Origin of the sequence: Kosakonia sp. S57 (assembly GCF_016516575.1) — a bacterium.
In the GTDB taxonomy this organism is placed as follows: domain Bacteria; phylum Pseudomonadota; class Gammaproteobacteria; order Enterobacterales; family Enterobacteriaceae; genus Kosakonia; species Kosakonia cowanii.
On the sequence record NZ_JACVUL010000008.1, the window covers coordinates 124546 to 148084 of the forward strand.

The window sequence follows — 23539 nt, forward strand, 5'->3', positions numbered from 1 at the left end:
TAACAAATAAAAAGGCGCAGAGATCTGCGCCTTTTTTATGGAGTCAGCAGCATGAAAATACTCAATATCGCCGTCGGTATTATTCGTAATCCGCAGGGCGAAATCTTTATTACCCGGCGTGCGGCCGATGCGCATATGGCAAATATGCGCGAATTCCCCGGCGGCAAAATCGAAGCGGGTGAAACGCCGGAGCAGGCGATGATCCGTGAGCTTCAGGAAGAAGTGGGCATCACCACGCAAAGCGCCACGCTGTTCGATAAGCTGGAGTATGAATTCCCCGACCGCCATATCACGCTCTGGTTCTGGCTGGTGGACAAATGGCAGGGCGAGCCGTGGGGTAAAGAGGGGCAGCCGGGCGAGTGGATAGCGCAGAGCGCGCTGAAAGCGGAAGATTTTCCCCCGGCTAACGAACCGGTCATTACAAAACTGATTCAGCAGAGCCAGACCCGCTGACCTTCAGCCAGCGGGCAGCCCGGGATTACTGTTGCTCTTCGCTCCACTCATCGCTGTCAGAGAGATCGCCTGCGCTGGGAATACGTTTCTCTTCCGCCGCCCATTCGCCGAGGTCAATCAGCTGGCAGCGTTTGCAGCAAAAAGGGCGATACGGGCTGGCTTCGCCCCATACCACAGGTTTGCCGCAGGTCGGGCAATTCACAATTGTCTTATCAGTCATCAGGGTTCCTTAACAGCAGGCTAATTCAAAATCGAGCCGCTCCGGCACCGTGCCGTGTTCGCTGTCGAGGGGCATAAAACGAATGGCAAAGCGGCTTTTATGGCCGGATATTTGCGGATAAAGCCGCGCGTCAAGCGGCAGTTGCAGACGCAGCAGATCGGCATCATCACCGTTATCCTGGTAGAAACCGTTCAGGCTGGTCTGGCGGCGATACGGGGCGGCGTTGCGGATCAGATCGAGGATTAATGTCAGGGTAGCGCGCAGCGGTTCAAGGCTCTCCAGCCAGTAATTGACCTGCGCATCGCGCTGCTCCTGCGGTAAGTGTAACCACATATGCAGCGTCGGCAGATCGAAGCTACAGCAGCCGCCGGGAATACTTAAGCGCTGGCGCACCAGCGCAATCAGCCGATCTTCACGTAACATCTGACCAATACGCGGTGCATTCATCAGCACGGCACCACTCGCTTTCAGCTGTTGGCGGATCTCTTCAATACGCCTTGGATCGACGCCCGGCACTTCGCTCCAGGCTTGCAGTTTACGCTGCTGGCGCTCCAGCTCTTTCAACAATTCAGTACGGGTGTCACCGCGCTCGAACACATCCAGCAGATCGCCCACGTTACGGAAGAAGTGCAGCGCGCCTGCATGATCGCTGACGGGCAGATGGACGGAGAGTTGTTGCAGTAAGAACTCGACGCGCAGCCAGGTGCGCATCTTTTCATTCAGCGGATGTTCAAAAAGGATGTGGGTGTGCATTACGGTTTTTCCTGTGATACGGCCTGCGCGGCGAGAGCAAGATAGCGCGCGTGCAGGCGGGCAACATCCGATGCGATTGCATCTGGTGCGCCATTATTGTCAATGACATCATCCGCGACGGCAAGCCGCGCATCGCGCGTAGCCTGCGCGGCGAGGATCTGTTCAGCATGTTCGCGGGTCACGCCGTCACGGCGCATGGTGCGTAAAATTTGCGTCTCAACCGGAACGTCAATGACTAATACCCGATCGGCTTTGTGGTAAAGCTGGTTCTCCACCAGCAGCGGAACGACCCACAGCACATAAGGTGATGTCGCCCGGGCCATCTGACGCTCGGTCTCTTGCTGGATAAGCGGGTGCAGCAAGCCGTTGAGCCAGCGCTTATCGACGTCAGAGGCAAAAATATGTTCGCGCAGTAAGCGACGGTTGAGTGAACCGTTCACGAGGATCATTTCATCGCCGAACTTTTCGGCAATAGCGCGTAGCGCAGGCGTGCCAGGTTCGACGACCTGGCGGGCAATGACGTCCGCATCGATAACGTTAACACCCTGTTCGGCGAACGCGTCCGCCACGGTACTTTTACCGCTGCCAATACCGCCCGTTAACGCGACCTTATACTTCATAACACTCAATCCTGTAAGGGGCTGCCAGACTCATTCTCTGCTGTTATTTTCGTCACTCATCACAACGAAACCACAGCAGACTTAGCGTGAAAAAAAGCAAAGCCACTCTTTTTTTATTTATAGGAATCAGTAAGTTGAAAATCAATCAGACAATAAAGAAATCAATTAACTGAAACTGGCATATTCACCAGGTAAATTTATAGGATTGTAGCGTAAAAAAAGAGATTTTCGCAGTCTTGCGCGGCCCTTATTAGTGCGTATGATAGCGTCACTGGAGTTGTGAGTTTGTCTTAGCGCCATTAACCCCAGGAATCCCTACATGCGTATCGAAGAAGATTTGAAGTTAGGTTTCAAAGACGTTCTTATCCGCCCTAAACGTTCCACTCTTAAAAGCCGTTCCGATGTTGAACTGGAGCGCGAATTCACTTTCAAGCACTCAGGAATGCGCTGGTCTGGCGTACCGGTTATCGCTGCCAATATGGATACCGTAGGGACATTCGCCATGGCGAAAGCGCTGGCCTCGTTCGATATCCTGACTGCCGTACACAAGCACTACTCCGTTGAAGAGTGGCGAGCATTTGTGCAGGCACAGGCCGACTCTGTGCTGCGTCACGTAATGGTGTCAACCGGCACATCCGATGCCGATTTCGAAAAAACCAAACAGATCCTCGCGCTGCATTCCTCGCTCAATTTTGTCTGCATCGACGTTGCTAACGGCTACTCCGAACACTTCGTGCAGTTTTTGGCTAAGGCCCGTGAAGCCTGGCCGGACAAAACCATCTGCGCGGGCAACGTCGTAACCGGCGAAATGTGCGAAGAGCTGATCCTCTCCGGCGCCGATATCGTCAAAGTGGGCATTGGCCCTGGCTCTGTCTGCACGACGCGCGTGAAAACCGGCGTCGGTTACCCGCAGCTCTCAGCGGTTATTGAGTGTGCCGATGCGGCGCACGGCCTCGGCGGCCAGATCGTCAGCGACGGCGGTTGCACCGTGCCGGGCGACGTTGCCAAAGCCTTTGGCGGCGGCGCAGACTTCGTGATGCTTGGCGGTATGCTGGCAGGCCATGAAGAGAGCGGCGGCACGCTGATGGAAGAGAACGGCGAGAAGTTTATGCTCTTCTACGGCATGAGTTCTGAGTCCGCTATGAACCGTCACGTTGGTGGCGTGGCAGGCTACCGCGCCGCTGAAGGCAAAACCGTTAAGCTTCCGCTGCGTGGCCCGGTTGAGAACACCGCGCGCGATATCCTCGGTGGTTTACGTTCCGCCTGCACTTACGTCGGTGCCTCTCGTCTGAAAGAGCTGACCAAACGCACCACCTTTATTCGCGTTCAGGAACAGGAAAACCGCGTTTTCAACAGCCTGTAAATGGCTTGCGGTAAACGCGGCTTAACGCGTTGTACCCCCATCAGCCTGTACCGCCCATCGCATCGCCAAGATGAAAGATGGGCAGGTACATCGCCACCACCAGCACACCAATGATTATCCCTGTCGCCACCAGCATCAGCGGCTCCAGCACTGCCGCCAGCCCGTCAGCCTGACGTTGCGTCTGTTCACTGTAATACTGCGCCAGATTATCCAGCATGCTGTCGAGCGCGCCTGACAGCTCCCCGGTTCGCACCAGCTGTATGCAGAGCGGTGGAAACTCGCCGCTCGCTTTTAACGCGGCAAATATCGGCGCGCCCTCGGTTATCTCCCGCTGCGCGCACACTAACAGATCCCGCCAGTAGGGGCAGACCACCGTTTCGGTCACGCTCTCCAGCCCCTGTAAAAAGGCGATACCGGCACGCTGGGTCAGCGACAAGACGGTAAAGATCTGGCTCAGGCGCTGCCCGCGCACCAGCGGCCCGATGACCGGGCTGGCAAGCAGCAACCGCTGACAGGCACGAAGCCAGTTATCGTTATTACGTAGCCGTAGCAGCAGCGCGCCTGCCAGCACGCTAAGCAGCATCAAAGGCAGCGCGCACTGTTTGACTATCTCCGCTCCCGCAATCACCCCGCGCGTTAATGCCGGCAGCGGCGTATTGAAGGTCTGGTAGATGGCGGCGAACTCCGGCAGCACCAGGTAGATCATCGCCAGCACCACCGCCGCGGTCAGCGACAGAATAATCAGCGGGTAGCGCAGCGCTTTTTTCACCTTCAGCTTCAGTTCATGCTGCGCTTTTTGCTGCGCAGCGAGCCTGAAGCAACACTCGTCCAGCTTGCCGGTCAGTTCACCGGTGCGGATCATCGCCTGCCAGAGCGGCGGAAAGACTTCCGGCCACTGACGCAGCGCCGCAGAGAAGGTTTCCCCTTCTTCGAGTGCCGCTGACAGGCTGCGCAGCAGTGCCTGCCACTGTCTGGCCGGGTGCTGCTCCGCCATCAGCTGTAACCCTTCCGGCAGTGTCAGCCCGGCCTGAAGCAGGGTGGCAAGCTGGTTGAGCAGCGGCGTACTCTGCTCGGGGCTCCAGAGACGTGCGCGCACCGCTCGACGTTTCAGCGTCAACGGATGGTGACGCTGCTGCAACAGGCATAACACCGCCGCGTCACGGCTTACACTCCAGAGCAGCCCCTCATGTAGTTCACCGCTATCATCCAGCCCCGACCATTGCCAGAGTTGCCTACGCGCCATGCGGGTAGCCCAATATGCGTACCAGTTCTTCAAAGGTCGTCAGCCCCTGTTCAACCGCCTGGCAGCCATGATGAAAGAGCGTTGTCATGCCCTCTTCACGTGCGCACTGCTCAATGTCGTTCACGCTCATGCCGCTGGCAATCGCCTGGCGGATCGGCGGTGTGATGTTGAGGATCTCAAACAGCGCCACCCGGCCGTAGAAACCGTGATAACAAGCTTCACACCCCTGAGCGCGCCAGCGTGGCAGCGGGCGTGACCAGACGTTATCCGGCAGATGAATGATCTCTGTCGCCAGTTTACGGCAGTGGGGGCAGAGCTTACGCACCAGCCGCTGGGCAACCACCAGCGATAACGCCGAAGAGATCATCCAGCGCGCCACGCCCATCTGCTCAATCCGCACCAGCGTTTCGCTGGTGGAGTTAGTATGCAGCGTCGACAGTACAAGGTGGCCCGTCTGCGCGGCCTTGATAGCAATCTCGGCGGTTTCACCATCGCGGATCTCGCCGACCATAATAACGTCGGGGTCCTGGCGCAGCAGGGCACGTAGCACGCTCTGAAAAGTGAGCCCGGCGCGTGGGGCTATCTGTGTTTGGTTCAGCCCGGGAAGCGGGATCTCCACCGGATCTTCCACGCTGCAAAGATTAACCTCAGGCTTATTGCGCGCCTGCAACGCGCTGTAGAGCGTGACGGTCTTGCCGCTGCCCGTGGGACCGGTCACCAGCAGTAAACCTTGCGGCTGTGCCAGCGCGGCATTGAACTGTGCCAGCTGCGCGTCAGTCATGCCGAGCGCGGGCAGTGCCAGCGCCTGGTTTACCTGGTGCAGCAGCCGCAGCACCACTTTCTCGCCGTGACGGCAGGGCAGTGTGGCAATACGAAATGACACCGGCTGATCGGCGAGGGTGACGGTGAACTGTCCATCCTGCGGCAGCCGCCGCTCGGCGATATCCAGATTGCCCATCACTTTTAACCGGGCGGTGAGGGTATCGGAGAGGGTGCAGGGCAGGGGCGACAGCGGATGGAGCACGCCATCCACCCGCAGGCGGATCGCGTAGTGCATCTCGCCCGGCTCGAAATGGATATCCGATGCGCGCAGCATCAGCGCCTGCTGCAGCGTATGGTTGATGATCTCGACCGCCGAGCCGCTCTCCTCGGTGAGTGCGGCACTTGCCGCAGGTAGTGACTGCGCGGCGAGCTGTTGATGCTTTTCCATTTCATCCTGCGTCCAGCAGCGGATATCAACGCGCTGCCGGGCAACGAAACTGAGTGACTCCATGAGCTCCATGCTCGGGCTGCCTACAACCGCGATAACCAGCGCGTCATCATCTTTGCTTAGTAAGGCCGCGTTATGGCGGCGGCACAGCGACTCAAGTTTGTTCTCTTTCATCAGATATCCTTATCGACCGGTACGGAAAACGTCTTCGCACGCCTGCTGCAGCGCACTGTCTGCCTCGGTATTACAGCTGCGCGTCCACCCCTGAATGCCATTTGCGCTGCTCCATTGTGGTGTCATCACAACATTCAGGCCATTAAGACTCTCCTGGCCGGTGAGCGAGACCACGCCTTTGGCAACGCTGAGCGCGGCGACATAACGCGTTGTCGTTGGAGCGGGGATGCCATTACTGCTGGCGTCGCAGCTATCGACGCCGCCGCGCTCCAGCGCGCAGAGCTCGACGGCGGTGCGGTAGGGAACAAAGGTTTGCAGCATGTCCGTTAGCGCGGCTTTGCGCAGGTAGTTTTGATAGGCGGGAATGCCGATGGCGCTCAGAATGGCGACGATGCCAATCACCACCATCAGCTCAATGAGGGTAAATCCGTGTTGTCTGTTCATAGACGGCTCCTTATGCAGAGCCGTTACTGTGTCAGGGGGTGAAAAGCGGGGCGAGTGGCAAAAGAGCAGCCCGGAAAGTGGCTTCCGGCGTTTTTACCGCTGTTGCACAACAGACCAGTTTAGTTGCGAGATGAGCCGCAAAAAACGGGCCAGCGGCCCGTAAGAGTGGCGGCGGATCAGCGAAAACGCATCGACAGATCGAGGGCGCGAACGTGTTTGGTCAGCGCGCCAACAGAGATGTAATCGACACCGGTTTGTGCAAATTCGCGCAGCGTCTGCTCGGTAACATTGCCGGAGACCTCCAGCTTCGCCTGGCCGTTAGCCCGTTTGACCGCTTCGCGCATCTGCTCGGGCGCGAAGTTATCCAGCATGATGATATCGGCACCCGCCTTCAGCGCATCATCGAACTCTTCCAGCGTCTCGACTTCAACCTCGACCGGCACATCCGGATGCAGCCAGAAGGCCTTCTCTACCGCGTTGCGCACTGAGCCTGCGGCGATAATGTGGTTCTCTTTGATCAGAAACGCATCGGAAAGCCCGAGACGATGATTCGCGCCACCGCCGCAGAGCACCGCATATTTCAGCGCCGTGCGCAGGCCGGGCAGGGTTTTGCGCGTATCAAGCAGTTGTGTTTTGGTGCCCTCCAGCAGGGCAACATAGTTGCGCACCGCGCTGGCGACGCCGGAGAGCGTCTGAACAAAGTTGAGTGCCGTACGTTCACCGGTGAGCAGCACGCGCGAAGGGCCATCCAGCTCAAACAGCGGCTGATCGGCCTGCACCGTGTCGCCATCCGCAACGTGCCAGGTGAGCGTTACGTCGTCGCCCGCCAGCTGTATAAACACCTCTTCAACCCAGCGTTTACCGCAGAACACCCCCTCTTCACGGGTGATCACTACCGCATGGGAGCGATTCTCTGGCGGTAATAATTGCGCGGTAATGTCGTTATTCGCATCGACTTCTCCACCGAGATCTTCACGCAGCGCCAGCGCGACGGCGGCAGGAATATCCAGTTCAATGCGTTTTAGCAACGCGTCACGGCGAAGGTCGGGGTTATAGCGGCGAGGCGGCATGATAGGCTCCAAAAAGTGTAACGAATCACAAAGTTAGCGTTTTGTTGTGCAGCTCCGGCATTATGGGAGGCGGCCTAAGCATGCTACTCTGAAGCGTGTTTCAGCACCATCCTCTATAAGGAGTTCCTTATGCAGTTACGCAAGGGTTGGCTGGTGGAGGCGCGGCATGTGCCCTCTCCGCATTATGATTGCCGCCCGGACGATGAGTCGCCATCACTGTTGGTGGTACATAATATCAGCCTGCCTCCCGGCGAGTTTGGCGGCCCGTGGATTGACGCGCTCTTTACCGGCACGCTGGATCCCAGCGCCGATCCCTATTTTGCCGGCATCGCTCATCTTCGCGTTTCTGCGCACTGTCTGATTCGCCGCGACGGAGAAATAGTGCAATATGTGCCTTTCGATAAGCGCGCCTGGCATGCGGGCGTCTCCTCTTATCAGGGACGCGAGCGCTGTAACGATTTCTCGATCGGTATTGAGCTTGAGGGAACGGACGGCCTGGCGTATACCGACGCGCAGTACCGCCAGCTGGCGGCGGTGACACGAACGGTGATTGAGCTTTACCCGGCGATTGCCGACAATATGACCGGACATAGCGATATCGCGCCTGAACGTAAGACCGACCCCGGCCCTGCGTTTGACTGGGCCAAATTTCGCGCCCTGGTCGCCGCGTTGTCAGAAAAGGAGATGCCATGACGTTATTCACCATGCTGCTGGTACTGGCAGCGGAGCGGCTGTTTAAACTGGGAGAGCACTGGCAGCTGGACCACCGGCTGGAGGTGCTGTTCCGGCGCATCAAGCGCTATTCGATGCTGAGAACGCTGTTAATGACGGCGTTAGCCATGCTGGTGACCTTCCTGATTCTGCGCGCGCTGCTGGGGATGTTTTTCAACGTCCCGCTGCTGGTGGTGTGGATCCTGATTGGCCTGCTGTGCATCGGCGCGGGCAAAGTGCGGTTGCACTACCACGCCTACCTGAAAGCGGCGGCGCGAAACGACAGCCGCGCCCATATGGCGATGGCCAGTGAGCTGACGTTGATTCACGGCGTGCCGCCCGGATGCGACGAGCGCGAGTTCCTGCGCGAATTGCAGAATGCGCTGCTGTGGATTAACTTCCGCTTCTACCTCGCGCCGCTGTTCTGGTTTGTGGTGGGTGGCCCCTGGGGGCCGGTATTGCTGGTCGGGTACGCCTTTTTGCGCGCCTGGCAGTATTGGCTGGCGCGCTTCAAGACGCCGACCGAGCGGCAGCAATCGGGTATCGACGCTATTTTACATCTGCTCGATTGGATACCGGTGCGCCTTGCGGGCGTGGTCTACGCGCTGATCGGCCATGGTGAGAAAGCGCTGCCGGCCTGGTTTGCCTCGCTCGGCGATACCCACACCTCGCAATACCATGTGTTGACGCGGCTGGCGCAGTTCTCGCTGGCGCGCGAGCCGCATCATGATAAGGTCGCCACGCCGAAAGCGGCGGTGTCGATGGCGAAGAAGACCTCGTTTGCCGTGGTCGTGGTGGTGGCGGTACTGACGATTTACGGCACGCTGATGTAACCGCGTGCCGCCGGTTTACTGATTATCCGCCGCCGGGATGCCGAAATCAGGCATCCCGTTTTCCTGCCAGCGAATCGTTTTCAGGCGCGTATGGCGGTTGGGATCATAGAGCGGATCGCCCTCAATTTCGGTGTAGTTACGCGCGTGATACACCAGCACATCTTCTCCCTCCGGCGTCTGCGTAAAGCTATTGTGTCCCGGTCCATACTGGCGGTTTTCATAACTGGTTTTAAACACCGGCTCTGGCGATTTATGCCAGTTTTGCGGCGCAAGCGGGTTGGCGTTAAGATCGATCCACAGTAGCCCCATGCAGTAGTTCTCGTCCGTCGCGCTGGCGGAGTAGCTGATAAAGAGCTTATCTTCGTGAAACAGCACCGCCGGGCCTTCGTTAACCAGAAAGCCGCGGCACTCCCACTCAAACTCCGGTTTGCTTAACATCACCGGCTCCCCTTTCAGCGTCCACGGGTTCTCCATCTCCGCCAGATAGAGATTGGAGTTGCCGGCAATATCCGGCGCTTTTTGCGCCCACAAATACCAGCGCTTGCCCTGATGTACAAAGGTGGTGGCATCCAGCGCAAAGGTGTCGAATGGCGTCTTAACTTGGCCTTTTTCAACCCACTCTCCGCTGAGCGGATCGGCATCTGCGCACTCCAGCACAAACATGCGGTGCTGGAACATATTCAGCTTATCGAGAGCCTTGGTTCCGGCGGCGGCAAAGTATAAATACCATTTGCCCTCGATATGATGCAGCTCCGGCGCCCAGATAAGCTCGCTCATCGGCCCGTTTTGCGGCTTACGCCACACCACAACGCCTTCGGCGCTGCGCAGCCCGTCGAGCTTAGCGGCGCGGCGGATCTCGAGGCGGTCGTACTCCGGCACCGAGGCGACAAAGTAGTAGTGTTCGTCGTGGCGCAGAATAAACGGGTCTGCGCGCTGTTCAATAAAGGGGTTCGGCCAGGTTTTCATTATGCATTCCTTACGTTTTTCGCCGCCGGTACGCTCTGGCTGTCGCTCAGTTCGTGGTAGTTAATGCGGCGTTTTTCCAGATCCGCCTGGATCTGTTTCATCAGTTCACGGTCGACTTTCAACAGACGAACCACGCCAGCGGTGATGAGATAACCGACGCCCGGGATCACCGTAAACAGCAGCATAATGCCGTTGATAGCGCTGGCGCTCTGCTGTTTGGCACCGGCGTCGTAGCCATACCAGGAGAGCAGGAAACCAACCATCGCGCCCGCCACCGCCAGCCCCACTTTCAGGAAGAAGAGGTTGCCGGAAAAGCTGATGCCGGTGATACGTTTGCCGGTTTTCCACTCGCCGTAGTCATCGACATCGGCCATCAGCGACCAGTGCAGCGGGGAGGGGATCTGATGCAGGATGTTGAGCAGGAAGTAGAGCACGGCAATCATCACCGTTGCGCGCGGGTCGAGGAAGTAAAAGCCGCAGGAGAAGATCGCCAGCGCGATATTGGTCCAGAAGAAGACTTTCAGTTTGCACCAGCGGTCGGTCAGCACTTTTGCCAGCATGCTGCCGAACATCATGCCGACCACGCCGAGGCTGATAAACAGCGTGGCGAAGTGGGTGCTCTCCTGCATCACCCAGGTGACGTAATACATGGTGGCAGCCATACGGATAAAGCCGGGGCAGACATTGCACAGCGTCAGCAGCAGGATGCGCACCCACTGATCGTTCTTCCACACGTCCCTGAAATCTTTCTTCAGATCGTCATTGGTCGGCACCGCCGGGCGTACACGCTCGCGCACCGTAGCAAAGCAGTACAGGAACATACACATGCCGATAAATGCCAGCACCGTCATCGCCATCTGATAGCCTTTGGCTTTATCCGCGCCGCCGAACCACTCTGCCATCGGCAGCAGCGTCAGCGACAGCAGCAGCGTCGCGATGCCGACCATCACAAACCGGTAAGACTGGCAGGCCACGCGCTCTTTCGGATCGTTAGTGATAACGCCGCCCAGTGAGCAGTAGGGAATGTTAATGGCGGTATAGGTGAGCGAGAGCAGGAAGTAGGTGACAAAGGCATAGATAACTTTGCTGCTGTAGGTCCACTCCGGGGTGGTAAACATCAGCACGCTAAAGACCGCGTAAGGGACGGCAATCCACAGCAGCCACGGGCGAAAACGGCCATATTTGCTTTGCGTGCGGTCGGCCAGCGCGCCCATTAACGGGTCGGTAATGGCATCAATAACGCGAATCGACAGCAGCAGCACGCCAACCAGCGCGGGAGCCAGACCGAAGATATCGGTGTAAAAATAGTTCACAAACAGCATGATGGCGCCAAAGATGATGTTGCATCCGGCATCGCCCATGCCATAACCAATCTTCTCTTTAACAGACAGTTTAGTGGTGTCCATCGACGGGTCTCCCTCTGAGGTATGAGTTCGATTATTCGCCCGTAAATTTTTATTTGCGTAGCAGGATCACGCCGCAGAGATGGACAATATGGCTACGTAAAGGAAAGTGTGAGGAAGTTAACATCGGTTTAACAACCCTCTCCCGGGCGGGAGAGGGCAGGGCAGAAGGGGATCAGTGTGCTTTTACCGCTTTTGCATTTTTCTGTCGTACCAGGTAACCGACGCCAAGAATCGCAATCCATACCGGGATAAGCCACACGGAGATCGCCATACCCGGCGTCATCACCATGATAACCAGCACTGCCGCCATAAAGATCAGGCAGATCCAGTTCCCCAGCGGGTAGAAGAGCGCCGGGAAGCGCGGTTTCACGCCCTGTTGCTGCTTCGCACGACGAAAACGCATGTGCGCGAGGCTAATCATCGCCCAGTTAATCACCAGCGCGGAGACCACCAGCGCCATCAGCAGCCCAAAGGCGGATTCCGGTGCGAGGTAGTTAATCAGCACGCAAAGCGCGGTGAAGAGTGCGGAGACGAGGATGGTGTTGACCGGCACGCCGCGCTTGTCGGTTTTTTGCAGCATCTTCGGCGCGTTGCCCTGTTTGGCCAGGCCAAACAGCATACGGCTGTTGCAGTAAACGCAGCTGTTGTAGACCGACAGTGCCGCCGTCAGCACCACGATATTCAGCGCGTTGGCTACAAAGGAGTCGCCCAGTTCATGGAAGATCAGTACAAACGGGCTGGTGTCAGCCGTTACGCGGGTCCACGGCAGCAGAGAGAGCAGCACCGCCAGCGAGCCGATATAGAAGATCAGAATGCGGTAGATAACCTGGTTGGTCGCTTTGGGAATGCTCTGCTCCGGGTTATCCGCTTCCGCCGCGGTGATACCGACCAGCTCCAGCCCGCCGAAGGAGAACATGATGATCGCCATCATCATCACCAGGCCGCCGATGCCGTGCGGCAGGAAGCCGCCCTGTTCCCATAAGTTGCGAACCGTCGCCTGCGGGCCTGCGCTGTCGCTAAACAGCAGCCAGCCGCCGAAGAGGATCATCGCCACCACGGCCACCACTTTGATAATGGCAAACCAGAACTCCATCTCGCCGAACACTTTTACGTTGGTCAGGTTGATGGCGTTGATAACGACAAAGAAGACGGCCGCAGAAACCCAGGTAGGAATTTCCGGCCACCAGAACTGGACATATTTACCGACCGCCGTCAGTTCGGCCATGGCGACCAGCACGTAGAGCACCCAGTAGTTCCAGCCGGAGGCGAAGCCGGCAAAACTGCCCCAGTATTTGTAAGCGAAATGGCTGAAGGAGCCGGCAACCGGCTCTTCGACCACCATCTCACCGAGCTGGCGCATGATCAGAAACGCGATAAAACCGGCAATGGCGTAGCCGAGAATAATGCCGGGGCCGGCCGACTGGATGACTGACGCGCTGCCCAGAAACAGCCCAGTCCCAATAGCACCGCCCAGCGCGATAAGCTGTATATGGCGGTTCTTAAGGCCGCGCTTTAGCTGATCGCCGTGCTGTTGACCTTCCATTATGAAACCTCGTGTGTGGTTATTATGTTTACGCTATGTTTAAGCGTGTAATGAATAAGTTCCATTTATATGTATTTTTTGCTTTACGAAGCGGCAGGATGATTTTGACTTGAGACCTTTCGCATGCCAAAGAATAGTGGTAAGCGAACGGGAATGCATCTGCTTTATGACGGGTCTATGACGAGCTGATGAAAAAAAGAGCGTCGGCCAATAACCCTCTTACCCCCTCATACCAAAACACCCCTCTTTTTATTCATCAGAAGTGAATAAAAAATCATCTATAAACCGACTGAATCGGTTCACATTCAGTAATTTGCGTTTCGGGAAAGTTAAAACTCACTCTTAAGGGGTAAACGAGTCATTTGCGTAAGGTTACATCTTTGAAACGCCATTTCTCTTTGCTTGTTAAAATGTGCGTGGTTTCCTGATTTCAATCAAAACCTGTATGGACAGAAGGTGAATACTTTGTTACTTTAGCGTCAACAATATGAAATTGGTAAGACCAATTTACTCCGGGCGAGTGGCAGAGACAGGGAACAATGGCCTACAGCAAAATCCGCCAACCTAAACTTTCCGATGTGATTGAGCAGCAACTGGAGTTTTTGATTCTCGAGGGCACACTCCGTCCCGGTGAAAAACTTCCTCCAGAGCGCGAACTGGCCAAACAGTTCGACGTTTCTCGTCCTTCACTGCGCGAGGCCATCCAGCGTCTCGAAGCGAAAGGCCTGCTCCTACGTCGCCAGGGTGGCGGGACCTTTGTCCAAAGCAGTCTGTGGCAGAGCTTCAGCGATCCGCTGGTCGAGCTTCTGACCGATCATCCCGAATCCCAATTTGATCTTCTCGAAACGCGCCATGCACTGGAAGGCATTGCTGCTTATTACGCGGCGCTTCGCAGCACCGACGAAGACAAAGTGCGGATTGGCGAGCTGCATCGCGCCATCGAACTGGCTCAGCAGTCGGGCGATCTGGACGCGGAGTCCAGCGCGGTCGTGCAGTATCAAATCGCCGTAACGGAAGCGGCACATAATGTAGTCCTGCTTCATCTGCTACGCTGCATGGAGCCGATGCTGGCGCAGAACGTTCGTCAAAACTTCGAACTGCTCTACGCCCGCCGCGAGATGCTACCGCTGGTCAGCAACCATCGCGCGAGTATCTTCGCCGCGATCATGGCTGGCAAACCGGAAGAGGCGCGTGAAGCGTCGCACCGCCATCTGGCGTTTATCGAAGAGATTTTGCTGGATCGCAGCCGTGAACAGAGTCGTCGTGAACGCTCTCTGCGTCGGCTGGAGCAGCGCAAGAATTAGAATTTTCTGGCGCAAATTGTGCCGGAAGAGTTGTAACAACAGCGCCAACTTTTAGAGCGCGGCAACTAAACGCAGAACCTGTCTTATTGCACTTTTACGAACCTTTACAGGCCGTCAGAGTGCAATGGGACAGGTTCCAGACAATCAACGATTAGATAGATAAGGAATACCCCCCATGTCAGAACGTTTACAAAATGACGTGGATCCGATCGAAACTCGCGACTGGCTACAGGCGATCGAATCGGTCATCCGTGAAGAAGGTGTTGAGCGTGCTCAGTATCTGATTGACCAGCTCCTTTCTGAAGCCCGCAAAGGCGGTGTGAAAGTGGCAGCTGGCACAGGGGCGAGCAACTACGTAAACACTATTGCCGTTGAAGATGAACCGGAATACCCGGGCAATCTGGAACTGGAACGCCGTATTCGTTCAGCTATCCGCTGGAACGCAATCATGACGGTTCTGCGTGCGTCTAAAAAAGACCTCGAGCTGGGCGGTCACATGGCCTCCTTCCAGTCTTCCGCAACCATTTACGAAGTCTGCTTCAACCACTTCTTCCGCGCTCGTAACGAGAAAGACGGCGGCGATCTGGTGTACTTCCAGGGCCACATCTCTCCGGGCGTGTACGCACGTGCATTTGTTGAAGGTCGTCTGACTGAAGAGCAGATGAACAACTTCCGTCAGGAAGTTCACGGTAAAGGCCTCTCCTCTTACCCGCACCCGAAACTGATGCCGGAATTCTGGCAGTTCCCGACCGTTTCCATGGGTCTGGGCCCGATTGGTGCCATCTATCAGGCGAAGTTCCTGAAATATCTGGAACACCGTGGTCTGAAAGACACCTCTGAACAGACCGTTTACGCCTTCCTCGGCGATGGCGAGATGGATGAGCCGGAATCCAAAGGTGCGATCACTATCGCGACCCGTGAGAAACTGGACAACCTCTGCTTCATCATCAACTGTAACCTGCAGCGTCTTGATGGCCCGGTCACCGGTAACGGCAAAATCATCAACGAACTGGAAGGCATCTTCGCAGGTGCTGGCTGGAACGTGATCAAGGTGATGTGGGGTTCTCGTTGGGACGAGCTGCTGCGTAAAGACACCAGCGGTAAACTGATCCAGCTGATGAACGAAACCGTTGACGGCGACTACCAGACCTTCAAATCGAAAGATGGTGCGTACGTTCGCGAGCACTTCTTCGGTAAATACCCGGAAACCGCCGCACTGGTTGCAGACTGGAGCGACGAGCAGATCTGGGCACTGAACCGTGGTGGTCACGATCCGAAGAAAATCTACGCTGCACTGAAAAAAGCGCAGGAAACCAAAGGCAAAGCAACTGTCATCCTGGCCCACACCGTTAAAGGTTATGGCATGGGCGATACCGCCGAAGGTAAAAACATCGCCCACCAGGTGAAGAAAATGAACATGGACGGCGTGCGTTATATCCGCGACCGCTTCAATGTTCCGGTGACCGATGAGCAAGTTGAAAAACTCTCTTACCTCACCTTCGCTGAAGGCTCTGAAGAGCACAAATATCTGCATGAACGTCGCCAGGCGCTGAAAGGCTACCTGCCGTCACGTCAGCCGAACTTCACCGAAAAACTGGATCTGCCTGCGCTGGAAGACTTCTCTCAGCTGCTGGAAGAGCAGAACAAAGAGATCTCCACCACCATCGCCTTCGTTCGTGCCCTGAACGTGATGCTGAAGAACAAGTCGATCAAAGATCGTCTGGTTCCGATCATCGCCGACGAAGCGCGTACCTTCGGTATGGAAGGTCTGTTCCGTCAGATTGGTATTTACAGCCCGAACGGCCAGCAGTACACCCCGCAGGACCGTGAGCAGGTTGCTTACTACAAAGAAGACGAGAAAGGTCAGATCCTGCAGGAAGGTATCAACGAACTGGGTGCTGGCGCATCCTGGCTGGCGGCTGCGACCTCTTACAGCACCAACAACCTGCCGATGATTCCGTTCTACATCTACTACTCGATGTTCGGTTTCCAGCGTATCGGTGACCTGTGCTGGCAGGCCGGCGACCAGCAGGCTCGCGGCTTCCTGGTAGGCGGTACGTCTGGTCGTACCACCCTGAACGGTGAAGGTCTGCAGCACGAAGATGGTCACAGCCACATTCAGTCGCTGACTATCCCGAACTGTATCTCTTACGATCCGTCTTACGCTTACGAAGTTGCGGTCATCATGCATGACGGTCTGCAGCGCATGTACGGCGAGAAACAAGAGAACGTTTACTACTACATCACCACGCTGAACGAAAACTACCACATGCCGGCAATGCCGGAAGGTGCCGAGGAAGGTATCCGTAAAGGTATCTACAAACTCGAAACCGTTGCGGGTAACAAAGGTAAAGTTCAGCTGCTGGGCTCCGGTTCTATCCTGCGTCACGTTCGTGAAGCAGCGCAGATCCTGGCTAACGACTACGGCGTAGGTTCTGACGTTTATAGCGTCACCTCCTTCACTGAACTGGCGCGTGATGGCCAGGATTGTGAACGCTGGAACATGCTGCACCCGCTGGAAACTCCGCGCGTTCCGTACATCGCTCAGGTGATGAACGACGCTCCGGCTGTAGCATCTACTGACTATATGAAACTGTTCGCCGAACAGGTTCGTACTTATGTACCGGCTGATGATTACCGCGTACTGGGTACCGATGGCTTCGGTCGTTCCGACAGCCGTGAAAACCTGCGTCACCACTTCGAAGTTGATGCTTCTTACGTGGTGGTAGCAGCCCTGGGCGAACTGGCTAAACGTGGCGAAATCGACAAGAAAGTGGTGGCAGAAGCGATCACCAAATTCAACATCGATGCAGATAAAGTTAACCCGCGTCTGGCGTAAGAGGTAAAGAGACAATGGCTATCGAAATCAACGTACCGGACATCGGGTCTGATGAAGTAGAAATCACCGAGATTCTGGTCAAAGTGGGCGACAAAGTTGAAGCTGAACAGTCGCTGATCACCGTAGAGGGCGACAAAGCCTCTATGGAAGTTCCGTCTCCGCAGGCTGGCGTCGTGAAAGAGATTAAAGTCTCTGTCGGCGACAAAACCGAGACCGGTAAACTGATCATGATTTTCGATTCCGCCGACGGTGCAGCTGACGCTGCACCTGCTCAGGCAGAAGAGAAGAAAGAAGCCGCGCCGGCAGCAGCAGCTCCGGCCGCTGCAAGCGCAAAAGACGTTCACGTGCCGGATATCGGCGGTGATGAAGTCGAAGTGACCGAAATTCTGGTGAAAGTGGGCGACAGCGTGACCGCTGAGCAGTCCCTGATCACCGTGGAAGGCGACAAAGCCTCCATGGAAGTTCCGGCGCCGTTCGCTGGTACCGTGAAAGAGATCAAAGTCAACACCGGCGACAAAGTCTCCACCGGTTCTCTGATTATGGTCTTCGAAGTGGCAGGTGCTGCACCGGCTGCTGACGCGAAACCGCAGGTCAAAGAAGAAGCGGCTTCTGCTCCGGCAGCGGCTGCGGGCGCGAAAGACGTTAACGTACCGGATATCGGCGGTGACGAAGTCGAAGTGACCGAAGTGATGGTCAAAGTCGGCGATAAAGTCTCTGCTGAACAGTCTCTGATCACCGTTGAAGGCGACAAAGCCTCGATGGAAGTCCCGGCACCGTTCGCGGGCGTGGTAAAAGAGCTGAAAGTGAACGTGGGCGACAAAGTCTCCACCGGCTCGCTGATCATGGTCTTCGAAGTGGAAGGCGCTGCGCCTGCCGCTGCTCCGGCAGCGAAACAGGAAGCGGCTCCGGCACCGGCTGCAAAAGCTGAGAAACCGGCTGCTGCGGCTCCGGCTAAAGCAGAAGGCAAATCTGACTTCGCAGAGAACGACGCTTACGTCCATGCGACTCCGCTGATCCGCCGCCTGGCGCGCGAATTCGGCGTGAACCTGTCGAAAGTGAAAGGCTCCGGTCGTAAAGGCCGCATCCTGCGCGAAGACGTTCAGGCCTACGTGAAAGACGCGGTGAAACGCGCCGAATCCGCACCTGCTGCCGCTACCGGCGGTGGCCTGCCAGGCATGCTGCCGTGGCCGAAAGTGGACTTCAGCAAGTTCGGCGAAATCGAAGAAGTGGAACTGGGCCGTATCCAGAAAATCTCTGGTGCTAACCTGAGCCGTAACTGGGTGATGATCCCGCACGTTACCCACTTCGACAAAACCGATATCACCGATCTGGAAGCGTTCCGTAAACAGCAGAACGCCGAAGCCGAGAAACGTAAACTGGACGTGAAATTCACCCCAGTGGTCTTCATCATGAAAGCCGTTGCTGCGGCCCTTGAGCAGATGCCACGTTTCAACAGCTCCCTGTCCGAAGATGGTCAGCGTCTGACGCTGAAAAAATACATCAACATCGGTGTCGCGGTTGATACCCCGAATGGCCTGGTGGTTCCGGTCTTTAAAGACGTGAACAAGAAGAGCGTGACCGAGCTGTCCCGCGAACTGACCGTGATCTCCAAGAAAGCGCGTGACGGTAAACTGACTGCCGGCGAAATGCAGGGCGGCTGCTTCACCATCTCCAGCATCGGCGGCCTGGGTACTACCCACTTCGCGCCGATTGTGAACGCGCCGGAAGTGGCTATCCTGGGCGTCTCCAAGTCCGCGATGGAGCCGGTGTGGAACGGTAAAGAGTTCGTTCCGCGTCTGATGATGCCGATTTCACTCTCCTTCGACCACCGCGTGATTGACGGTGCTGATGGGGCGCGCTTTATCACCATCATCAATAACATGCTGTCCGACATTCGCCGTCTGGTGATGTAATCGAAAAGCCGGCCTGACGGCCGGCTTTTTTCTGCTAATCTCATAGCGCTTTTGGGGTTATCAGAGGCAAAGGACAATTCGTTAGCCGTTTGTTGTTTCAAAAATGTTAACAATTTTGTAAACTGCGGGCGGATAGAACGTCCCGGTGGATGAAGGGCGACATGAAGTACCCCTGACCGCCGGAAATCAATAAGAGGTCATGATGAGTACTGAAATCAAAACTCAGGTCGTCGTACTTGGGGCAGGCCCGGCAGGTTACTCTGCTGCCTTCCGTTGCGCTGATTTAGGTCTGGAAACCGTCATCGTTGAACGCTACAACACCCTCGGCGGTGTTTGTCTGAATGTAGGTTGTATCCCTTCTAAAGCGCTGCTGCACGTCGCGAAAGTGATTGAAGAAGCTAAAGCGCTGGCCGAGCACGGCATCGTCTTCGGCGAACCGCAGACCGACATCGACAAAATCCGCACCTGGAAAGACAAAGTGATTAACCAGCTGACCGGCGGCCTCGCAGGTATGGCAAAAGGCCGTAAGGTCAAAGTGGTTAACGGTCTGGGTAAATTTACCGGGGCGAACACCCTGGAAGTGGAAGGCGAAAACGGCAAAACCGTGATCAACTTCGACAACGCCATCATCGCGGCGGGTTCCCGTCCGATTGAACTGCCGTTCATTCCGCATGAAGATCCGCGCGTGTGGGACTCCACCGGCGCGCTTGAGCTGAAATCCGTACCGAAGCGTATGCTGGTTATGGGTGGCGGCATCATCGGTCTGGAAATGGGCACCGTATACCATGCGCTGGGTTCAGAGATTGACGTGGTTGAGATGTTCGACCAGGTGATCCCGGCTGCAGACAAAGACGTGGTGAAAGTCTTCACCAAACGCATCAGCAAGAAGTTCAACCTGATGCTGGAAACCAAAGTGACCGCCGTTGAAGCAAAAGAAGACGGTATCTACGTTACGATGGAAGGCAAAAAAGCTCCGGCTGAACCGCAGCGTTACGACGCCGTGCTGGTCGCCATCGGCCGTGTGCCGAACGGTAAAAACCTCGACGCCGGTAAAGCGGGCGTGGAAGTGGATGACCGTGGCTTTATCCGCGTCGACAAACAGCTGCGCACCAACGTGCCGCACATCTTCGCTATCGGCGACATCGTCGGTCAGCCGATGCTGGCGCACAAAGGCGTACATGAAGGCCACGTTGCCGCAGAAGTTATCGCCGGTAAGAAACACTACTTCGATCCGAAAGTGATCCCGTCTATCGCCTATACCGAGCCAGAAGTGGCATGGGTAGGTCTGACCGAGAAAGAAGCGAAAGAGAAAGGCATCAGCTACGAAACCGCCACCTTCCCGTGGGCAGCTTCTGGTCGTGCTATCGCTTCCGATTGCGCAGACGGTATGACCAAACTGATTTTCGACAAAGAGACGCACCGTATTATTGGTGGCGCGGTTGTCGGCACCAACGGCGGCGAGCTGCTGGGTGAAATCGGTCTGGCGATCGAAATGGGCTGTGATGCAGAAGATATCGCGCTGACCATCCACGCTCACCCGACGCTGCACGAATCTGTTGGCCTGGCCGCAGAAGTGTTCGAAGGCAGCATCACCGACCTGCCGAACCCGAAAGCGAAGAAGAAATAAGCCTCTTCACGCCGCTTGTGCGTTCGACAATAAAGCAGCCTATAGGGCTGCTTTTTTTATTCCTGCCGCAGAACCACCACATTTAGTAGGTAATTAGCCCTCAACCAATTGATAACGAAGCCGATAACTCACTTAAGAATAGTGTTGGTACGCTCGCCTCAGGCGGGTGGCCTGGCGTCGTCATGACATGGACTTTGTCACTTATCCGCGTTTCATCGCTCCCGTCCTGCCTTTGCCGCATTTGTTGTTCTTCTGGTGTTCGAAATATAAAGGAATCGTTAATGTCTATTAAAAAACTCGCTGTTGTCGGTATGGTTCTGGCAGCGTTTACCCTTTCCGGCTGTGGCGCGATGACGACGGCTATCAAAAAACGCAATCTGGATGTAAAAACTCAGATGAGCCAGACCATCTGGCTGGAGCCGGCTTCTGAGAAGACTGTGTTTATTCAGGTAAAAAATACCTCTGATAAAGACATGAGTAATTTGCAGACCCTGCTGGCGAAAGAGCTGAGCGATAAAGGCTACAAAGTCACCTCTTCTCCGGATACGGCCTATTACTGGATCCAGGCGAACGTGTTGAAAGCGGACAAAATGGATCTGCGTGAAACTCAGGGCTACCTGAAAAGTGGTTACGAAGGCGCGGCGATTGGTGCCGGTCTGGGCGCCGGTATCACCGCCTATAACAGCAACTCCTCCGGCGCCGCGCTGGGTGTGGGTCTGGCGGCTGGCCTGATTGGCCTTGCAGCAGACGCGATGGTGGAAGATGTGAACTTCACTATGATCACCGACCTGCAGATCTCCGAGCGCAGCAAAGCGAAAGTGACCACCGATAATATCGCCGCCCTGCGTCAGGGCACCTCCGGTATCAAGCTGCAGACCAGCACCGAAGAGGGTAACCGCGCGAAATACCAGACCCGCGTGGTCTCTAACGCCAACAAAGTAAACCTGAAATTCGAAGAGGCGAAACCGGCCCTCGAAGCGCAGCTGGCAAAATCTGTCGCCAACATTATGTAAGTTGACTGCTGGCAGCTAAAAAAGCGGGCTCAGGCAACTGGCCCGCTTTTTTTATACGTAAAAGTGACGGGTGCCTGCTTTTCAGCCAAAAGCGATAAACCTTCGCCGCACGTTGCCGATGTTACTTATTTACTATTTCGGTGAGAGGGAGTTTCATCGCCATGATTAACGGCCTTAACCTTACTGCGCTACTGCCATCAGCCGCGCGGGTCAGTACCTCTGCGCGGGTCGGCACTGCCGCGCCCGCATCTGTAAACAAAACATCCCCCGCGGATGACGCCTCGACAAAAGTGATGTTCGGCAGCCAGACGCCGGAGATCGCCGCCGTCTATTCGCTGATACCTAAGAAAGTGAACCCGGCGATTGCCGAACAGCAGCACAGCCAGATTCAGGGGCTGATGGGGCTGGCCTCCGGCGGCACCTCCGTCTCCGCGTTTGCCACGCTTGGCAGCACGCTGCTGAGTAACCTGAATGATAACCGTGGCGATGTGGTGCAGACGCTGCGCGGTGCGGATATGGGCATTGCCCGCGCGCCTTATGATTCAGCCATCACCATGGATATCGTCACTCAGTCCGGCACCAAAGTGCAGCTGGTGATGAGCCAGCAGGATGACGGCATGACCGTCCAGCTGAAAACCGACGGCGAAGCGCTCAATGACGACGAAGCCGCCGCCATCGCCGGCCTCGGTAAAGCGCTGGGAGAGACCCTGAGCGGCCTCGGCAAGCAGCAACCGCAGTTGGACATGAGCGGCTTAACCCAGTTTGATACGCGCCTGCTGAAATCGGTGGATCTGAAAACCGACCTGCGTAATGACGACAAGTCGTTACAGTCGCTCAATTTCCATGCGGATAACAAAACGCGCTCCACGGCTTATGAAGATGGCGACTTCTCGCTGAAAATGAGCAGCGACATGGCGCACTCCGCCTTTGCCGGCAACGCCGCGCAGCAGCAAATCGCCTTAAGCGCGTGGGACAGTAAATTCGATAAAGCGCGCACTGCCGGGCAGGGCAATTATGACCAGATGGCGGCGCTGAAGGCGGTCTTCCGCGCGCTTAACAGCAATACCAGCGCCGAAAAAATGCCTGTCGTGGCGACCAGTGCGATTCGCATCGGTGATAACGGCGCGTCACAGCTCAGTGGGCTGAATGATTTTTCACTCTCGCTGACGCAGACGGAGAAGTCGGTCAACCCGGCGAAGTTGCAGGAGAAAGATCGCTTTGCCTACACCGCCTCGCAGTCAACGGAAGCCAGCGATCATAGCGACAGCTCTAAGAGTGTGAAGCAGACGACGCGTAGCAACCTGAGCGCTGCCTGGCACCAGGCAATCGATCCGTCGATTCCACTGGCGCTGGGCACGCAGAAATCCTCACAAAGCTACTACTACCATGTGGTCGAAAACAGCGAGGAGAACAGCACCACGCTCAACTACAATGGACGCGGCCAACTGGCCAACGTTGCGCACCATCAGCAGGTAGATAACCGTGAAACGGTGAAAAAGTACCTGATGGGCAAACTGGTTGATGAGAGCCTGAACCCGGAGAAATACAGCCGTAGCTGGGGGCTGGACATTCTCGGCAAGCTTTAACATTGTCTTAACGTAACGGCTCTGCGGAGCCGTTTGTTTTCTCGGCGGTTCGAGGATTATTTTTCGCTAAACCCCTCTGCCGTCTGCTTTATGCCATCTGTAACGATTCAGCCGGGATTTAATGTTGCTTTTTTGTAAACAGATTAACACCCCCTGAAATTCCTGCTATGCTGCCCGGCGCGGTTCGCGGATTTACCCTACAAACTGCTGTCTCACAGGAGCGTGAAGAGAAACGCCTGCCGCATTAT

General features: G+C 56.2%; 20 protein-coding genes. 10 read left to right on the forward strand and 10 right to left on the reverse strand.

Annotated elements, in window-relative coordinates:
- The first annotated feature begins 51 nt into the window (after nucleotides 1-51).
- A complete protein-coding gene (gene mutT, locus IAE48_RS09955; RefSeq protein WP_200134242.1) occupies nucleotides 52-453 on the forward strand; it encodes an 8-oxo-dGTP diphosphatase MutT in 402 nt (133 codons plus the stop codon).
- Between the two features lie 25 nt (nucleotides 454-478).
- On the opposite strand, the gene yacG is transcribed toward mutT, so the two are convergent.
- From yacG to coaE, 3 genes are read right to left on the reverse strand one after another with little or no spacing between them, the layout of a single operon-like run.
- Nucleotides 479-673 (reverse strand): DNA gyrase inhibitor YacG, encoded by a 195-nt coding sequence (gene yacG, locus IAE48_RS09960; protein WP_076768890.1) that lies wholly within the window; start codon nucleotides 671-673, stop codon nucleotides 479-481.
- Nucleotides 674-682: 9 nt separating this feature from the next.
- Nucleotides 683-1426, reverse strand: a complete 744-nt coding sequence (zapD, locus tag IAE48_RS09965) for a cell division protein ZapD (protein ID WP_042716639.1) — start codon at nucleotides 1424-1426, stop codon at nucleotides 683-685.
- Nucleotides 1426-2046: a dephospho-CoA kinase gene (gene coaE / locus IAE48_RS09970; protein ID WP_200134243.1), complete on the reverse strand. Its 621-nt coding sequence runs from the start codon at nucleotides 2044-2046 to the stop codon at nucleotides 1426-1428. Before coaE ends, zapD begins: the two co-directional genes overlap by 1 nt.
- A 319-nt stretch (nucleotides 2047-2365) precedes the next feature.
- On the opposite strand from coaE, the gene IAE48_RS09975 reads away from it, so the two are divergent.
- Nucleotides 2366-3409, forward strand: coding sequence for a GMP reductase (locus IAE48_RS09975; protein ID WP_128483637.1), 1044 nt, complete (start codon nucleotides 2366-2368; stop codon nucleotides 3407-3409).
- 40 nt (nucleotides 3410-3449) lie between these two features.
- Here IAE48_RS09975 and hofC read toward each other — a convergent pair whose 3' ends face one another.
- From hofC to nadC, 4 genes are all read right to left on the reverse strand, one after another.
- Nucleotides 3450-4652, reverse strand: coding sequence for a protein transport protein HofC (hofC, locus tag IAE48_RS09980; RefSeq protein ID WP_200134244.1), 1203 nt, complete (start codon nucleotides 4650-4652; stop codon nucleotides 3450-3452).
- A complete protein-coding gene (gene gspE, locus IAE48_RS09985; RefSeq protein ID WP_200134245.1) occupies nucleotides 4642-6036 on the reverse strand; it encodes a type II secretion system protein GspE in 1395 nt (464 codons plus the stop codon). Before gspE ends, hofC begins: the two co-directional genes overlap by 11 nt.
- Nucleotides 6037-6045: 9 nt before the next feature.
- Nucleotides 6046-6480, reverse strand: a complete 435-nt coding sequence (gene ppdD, locus IAE48_RS09990; protein WP_200134246.1) for a prepilin peptidase-dependent pilin — start codon at nucleotides 6478-6480, stop codon at nucleotides 6046-6048.
- Nucleotides 6481-6656: 176 nt separating this feature from the next.
- Entirely contained in the window at nucleotides 6657-7550 is an 894-nt protein-coding gene (nadC, locus tag IAE48_RS09995; protein WP_139966633.1) for a carboxylating nicotinate-nucleotide diphosphorylase, read from the reverse strand.
- A 129-nt stretch (nucleotides 7551-7679) separates the two neighbouring features.
- Here nadC and ampD point away from each other — a divergent pair, with 129 nt between their 5' ends.
- Both ampD and ampE read left to right on the forward strand, forming a co-directional pair.
- Nucleotides 7680-8243 (forward strand): 1,6-anhydro-N-acetylmuramyl-L-alanine amidase AmpD, encoded by a 564-nt coding sequence (gene ampD, locus IAE48_RS10000; protein WP_200134247.1) that lies wholly within the window; start codon nucleotides 7680-7682, stop codon nucleotides 8241-8243.
- Nucleotides 8240-9094, forward strand: coding sequence for a beta-lactamase regulator AmpE (gene ampE, locus IAE48_RS10005; protein WP_200134248.1), 855 nt, complete (start codon nucleotides 8240-8242; stop codon nucleotides 9092-9094). Before ampD ends, ampE begins: the two co-directional genes overlap by 4 nt.
- Nucleotides 9095-9109: 15 nt before the next feature.
- On the opposite strand, the gene IAE48_RS10010 is transcribed toward ampE, so the two are convergent.
- The 3 genes from IAE48_RS10010 to aroP form a co-directional block, all read right to left on the reverse strand.
- Nucleotides 9110-10060, reverse strand: coding sequence for a family 43 glycosylhydrolase (locus IAE48_RS10010; RefSeq protein WP_200134249.1), 951 nt, complete (start codon nucleotides 10058-10060; stop codon nucleotides 9110-9112).
- Nucleotides 10060-11466: a glycoside-pentoside-hexuronide (GPH):cation symporter gene (locus IAE48_RS10015; RefSeq protein ID WP_054802809.1), complete on the reverse strand. Its 1407-nt coding sequence runs from the start codon at nucleotides 11464-11466 to the stop codon at nucleotides 10060-10062. The genes IAE48_RS10010 and IAE48_RS10015 overlap by 1 nt, the downstream gene beginning before the upstream one ends.
- A gap of 172 nt (nucleotides 11467-11638) precedes the next feature.
- The gene (gene aroP / locus IAE48_RS10020; RefSeq protein WP_094192963.1) at nucleotides 11639-13012 is read right to left on the reverse strand and encodes an aromatic amino acid transporter AroP; all 1374 of its coding nucleotides are present in this window, start codon (nucleotides 13010-13012) and stop codon (nucleotides 11639-11641) included.
- A 536-nt stretch (nucleotides 13013-13548) separates the two neighbouring features.
- Between aroP and pdhR the strand changes: the two genes are divergently transcribed.
- The 6 genes from pdhR to IAE48_RS10050 all read left to right on the forward strand — a co-directional run bounded on the left by pdhR (nucleotide 13549) and on the right by IAE48_RS10050 (nucleotide 23291).
- Entirely contained in the window at nucleotides 13549-14313 is a 765-nt protein-coding gene (gene pdhR, locus IAE48_RS10025) for a pyruvate dehydrogenase complex transcriptional repressor PdhR (RefSeq protein ID WP_023480248.1), read from the forward strand.
- A 175-nt stretch (nucleotides 14314-14488) separates the two neighbouring features.
- Nucleotides 14489-17152, forward strand: coding sequence for a pyruvate dehydrogenase (acetyl-transferring), homodimeric type (gene aceE, locus IAE48_RS10030; protein WP_023480311.1), 2664 nt, complete (start codon nucleotides 14489-14491; stop codon nucleotides 17150-17152).
- A 14-nt stretch (nucleotides 17153-17166) separates the two neighbouring features.
- Nucleotides 17167-19065 (forward strand): pyruvate dehydrogenase complex dihydrolipoyllysine-residue acetyltransferase, encoded by a 1899-nt coding sequence (gene aceF / locus IAE48_RS10035; protein ID WP_054802810.1) that lies wholly within the window; start codon nucleotides 17167-17169, stop codon nucleotides 19063-19065.
- Between the two features lie 202 nt (nucleotides 19066-19267).
- On the forward strand, nucleotides 19268-20692 hold the full coding sequence (lpdA, locus tag IAE48_RS10040; protein WP_042711868.1) for a dihydrolipoyl dehydrogenase: 1425 nt from the start codon (nucleotides 19268-19270) through the stop codon (nucleotides 20690-20692).
- A 281-nt stretch (nucleotides 20693-20973) separates the two neighbouring features.
- Nucleotides 20974-21705, forward strand: a complete 732-nt coding sequence (gene traT / locus IAE48_RS10045) for a conjugal transfer complement resistance protein TraT (RefSeq protein WP_023480291.1) — start codon at nucleotides 20974-20976, stop codon at nucleotides 21703-21705.
- Nucleotides 21706-21866: 161 nt separating this feature from the next.
- A complete protein-coding gene (locus tag IAE48_RS10050; protein ID WP_200134250.1) occupies nucleotides 21867-23291 on the forward strand; it encodes a hypothetical protein in 1425 nt (474 codons plus the stop codon).
- Nucleotides 23292-23539: the final 248 nt, after the last annotated feature.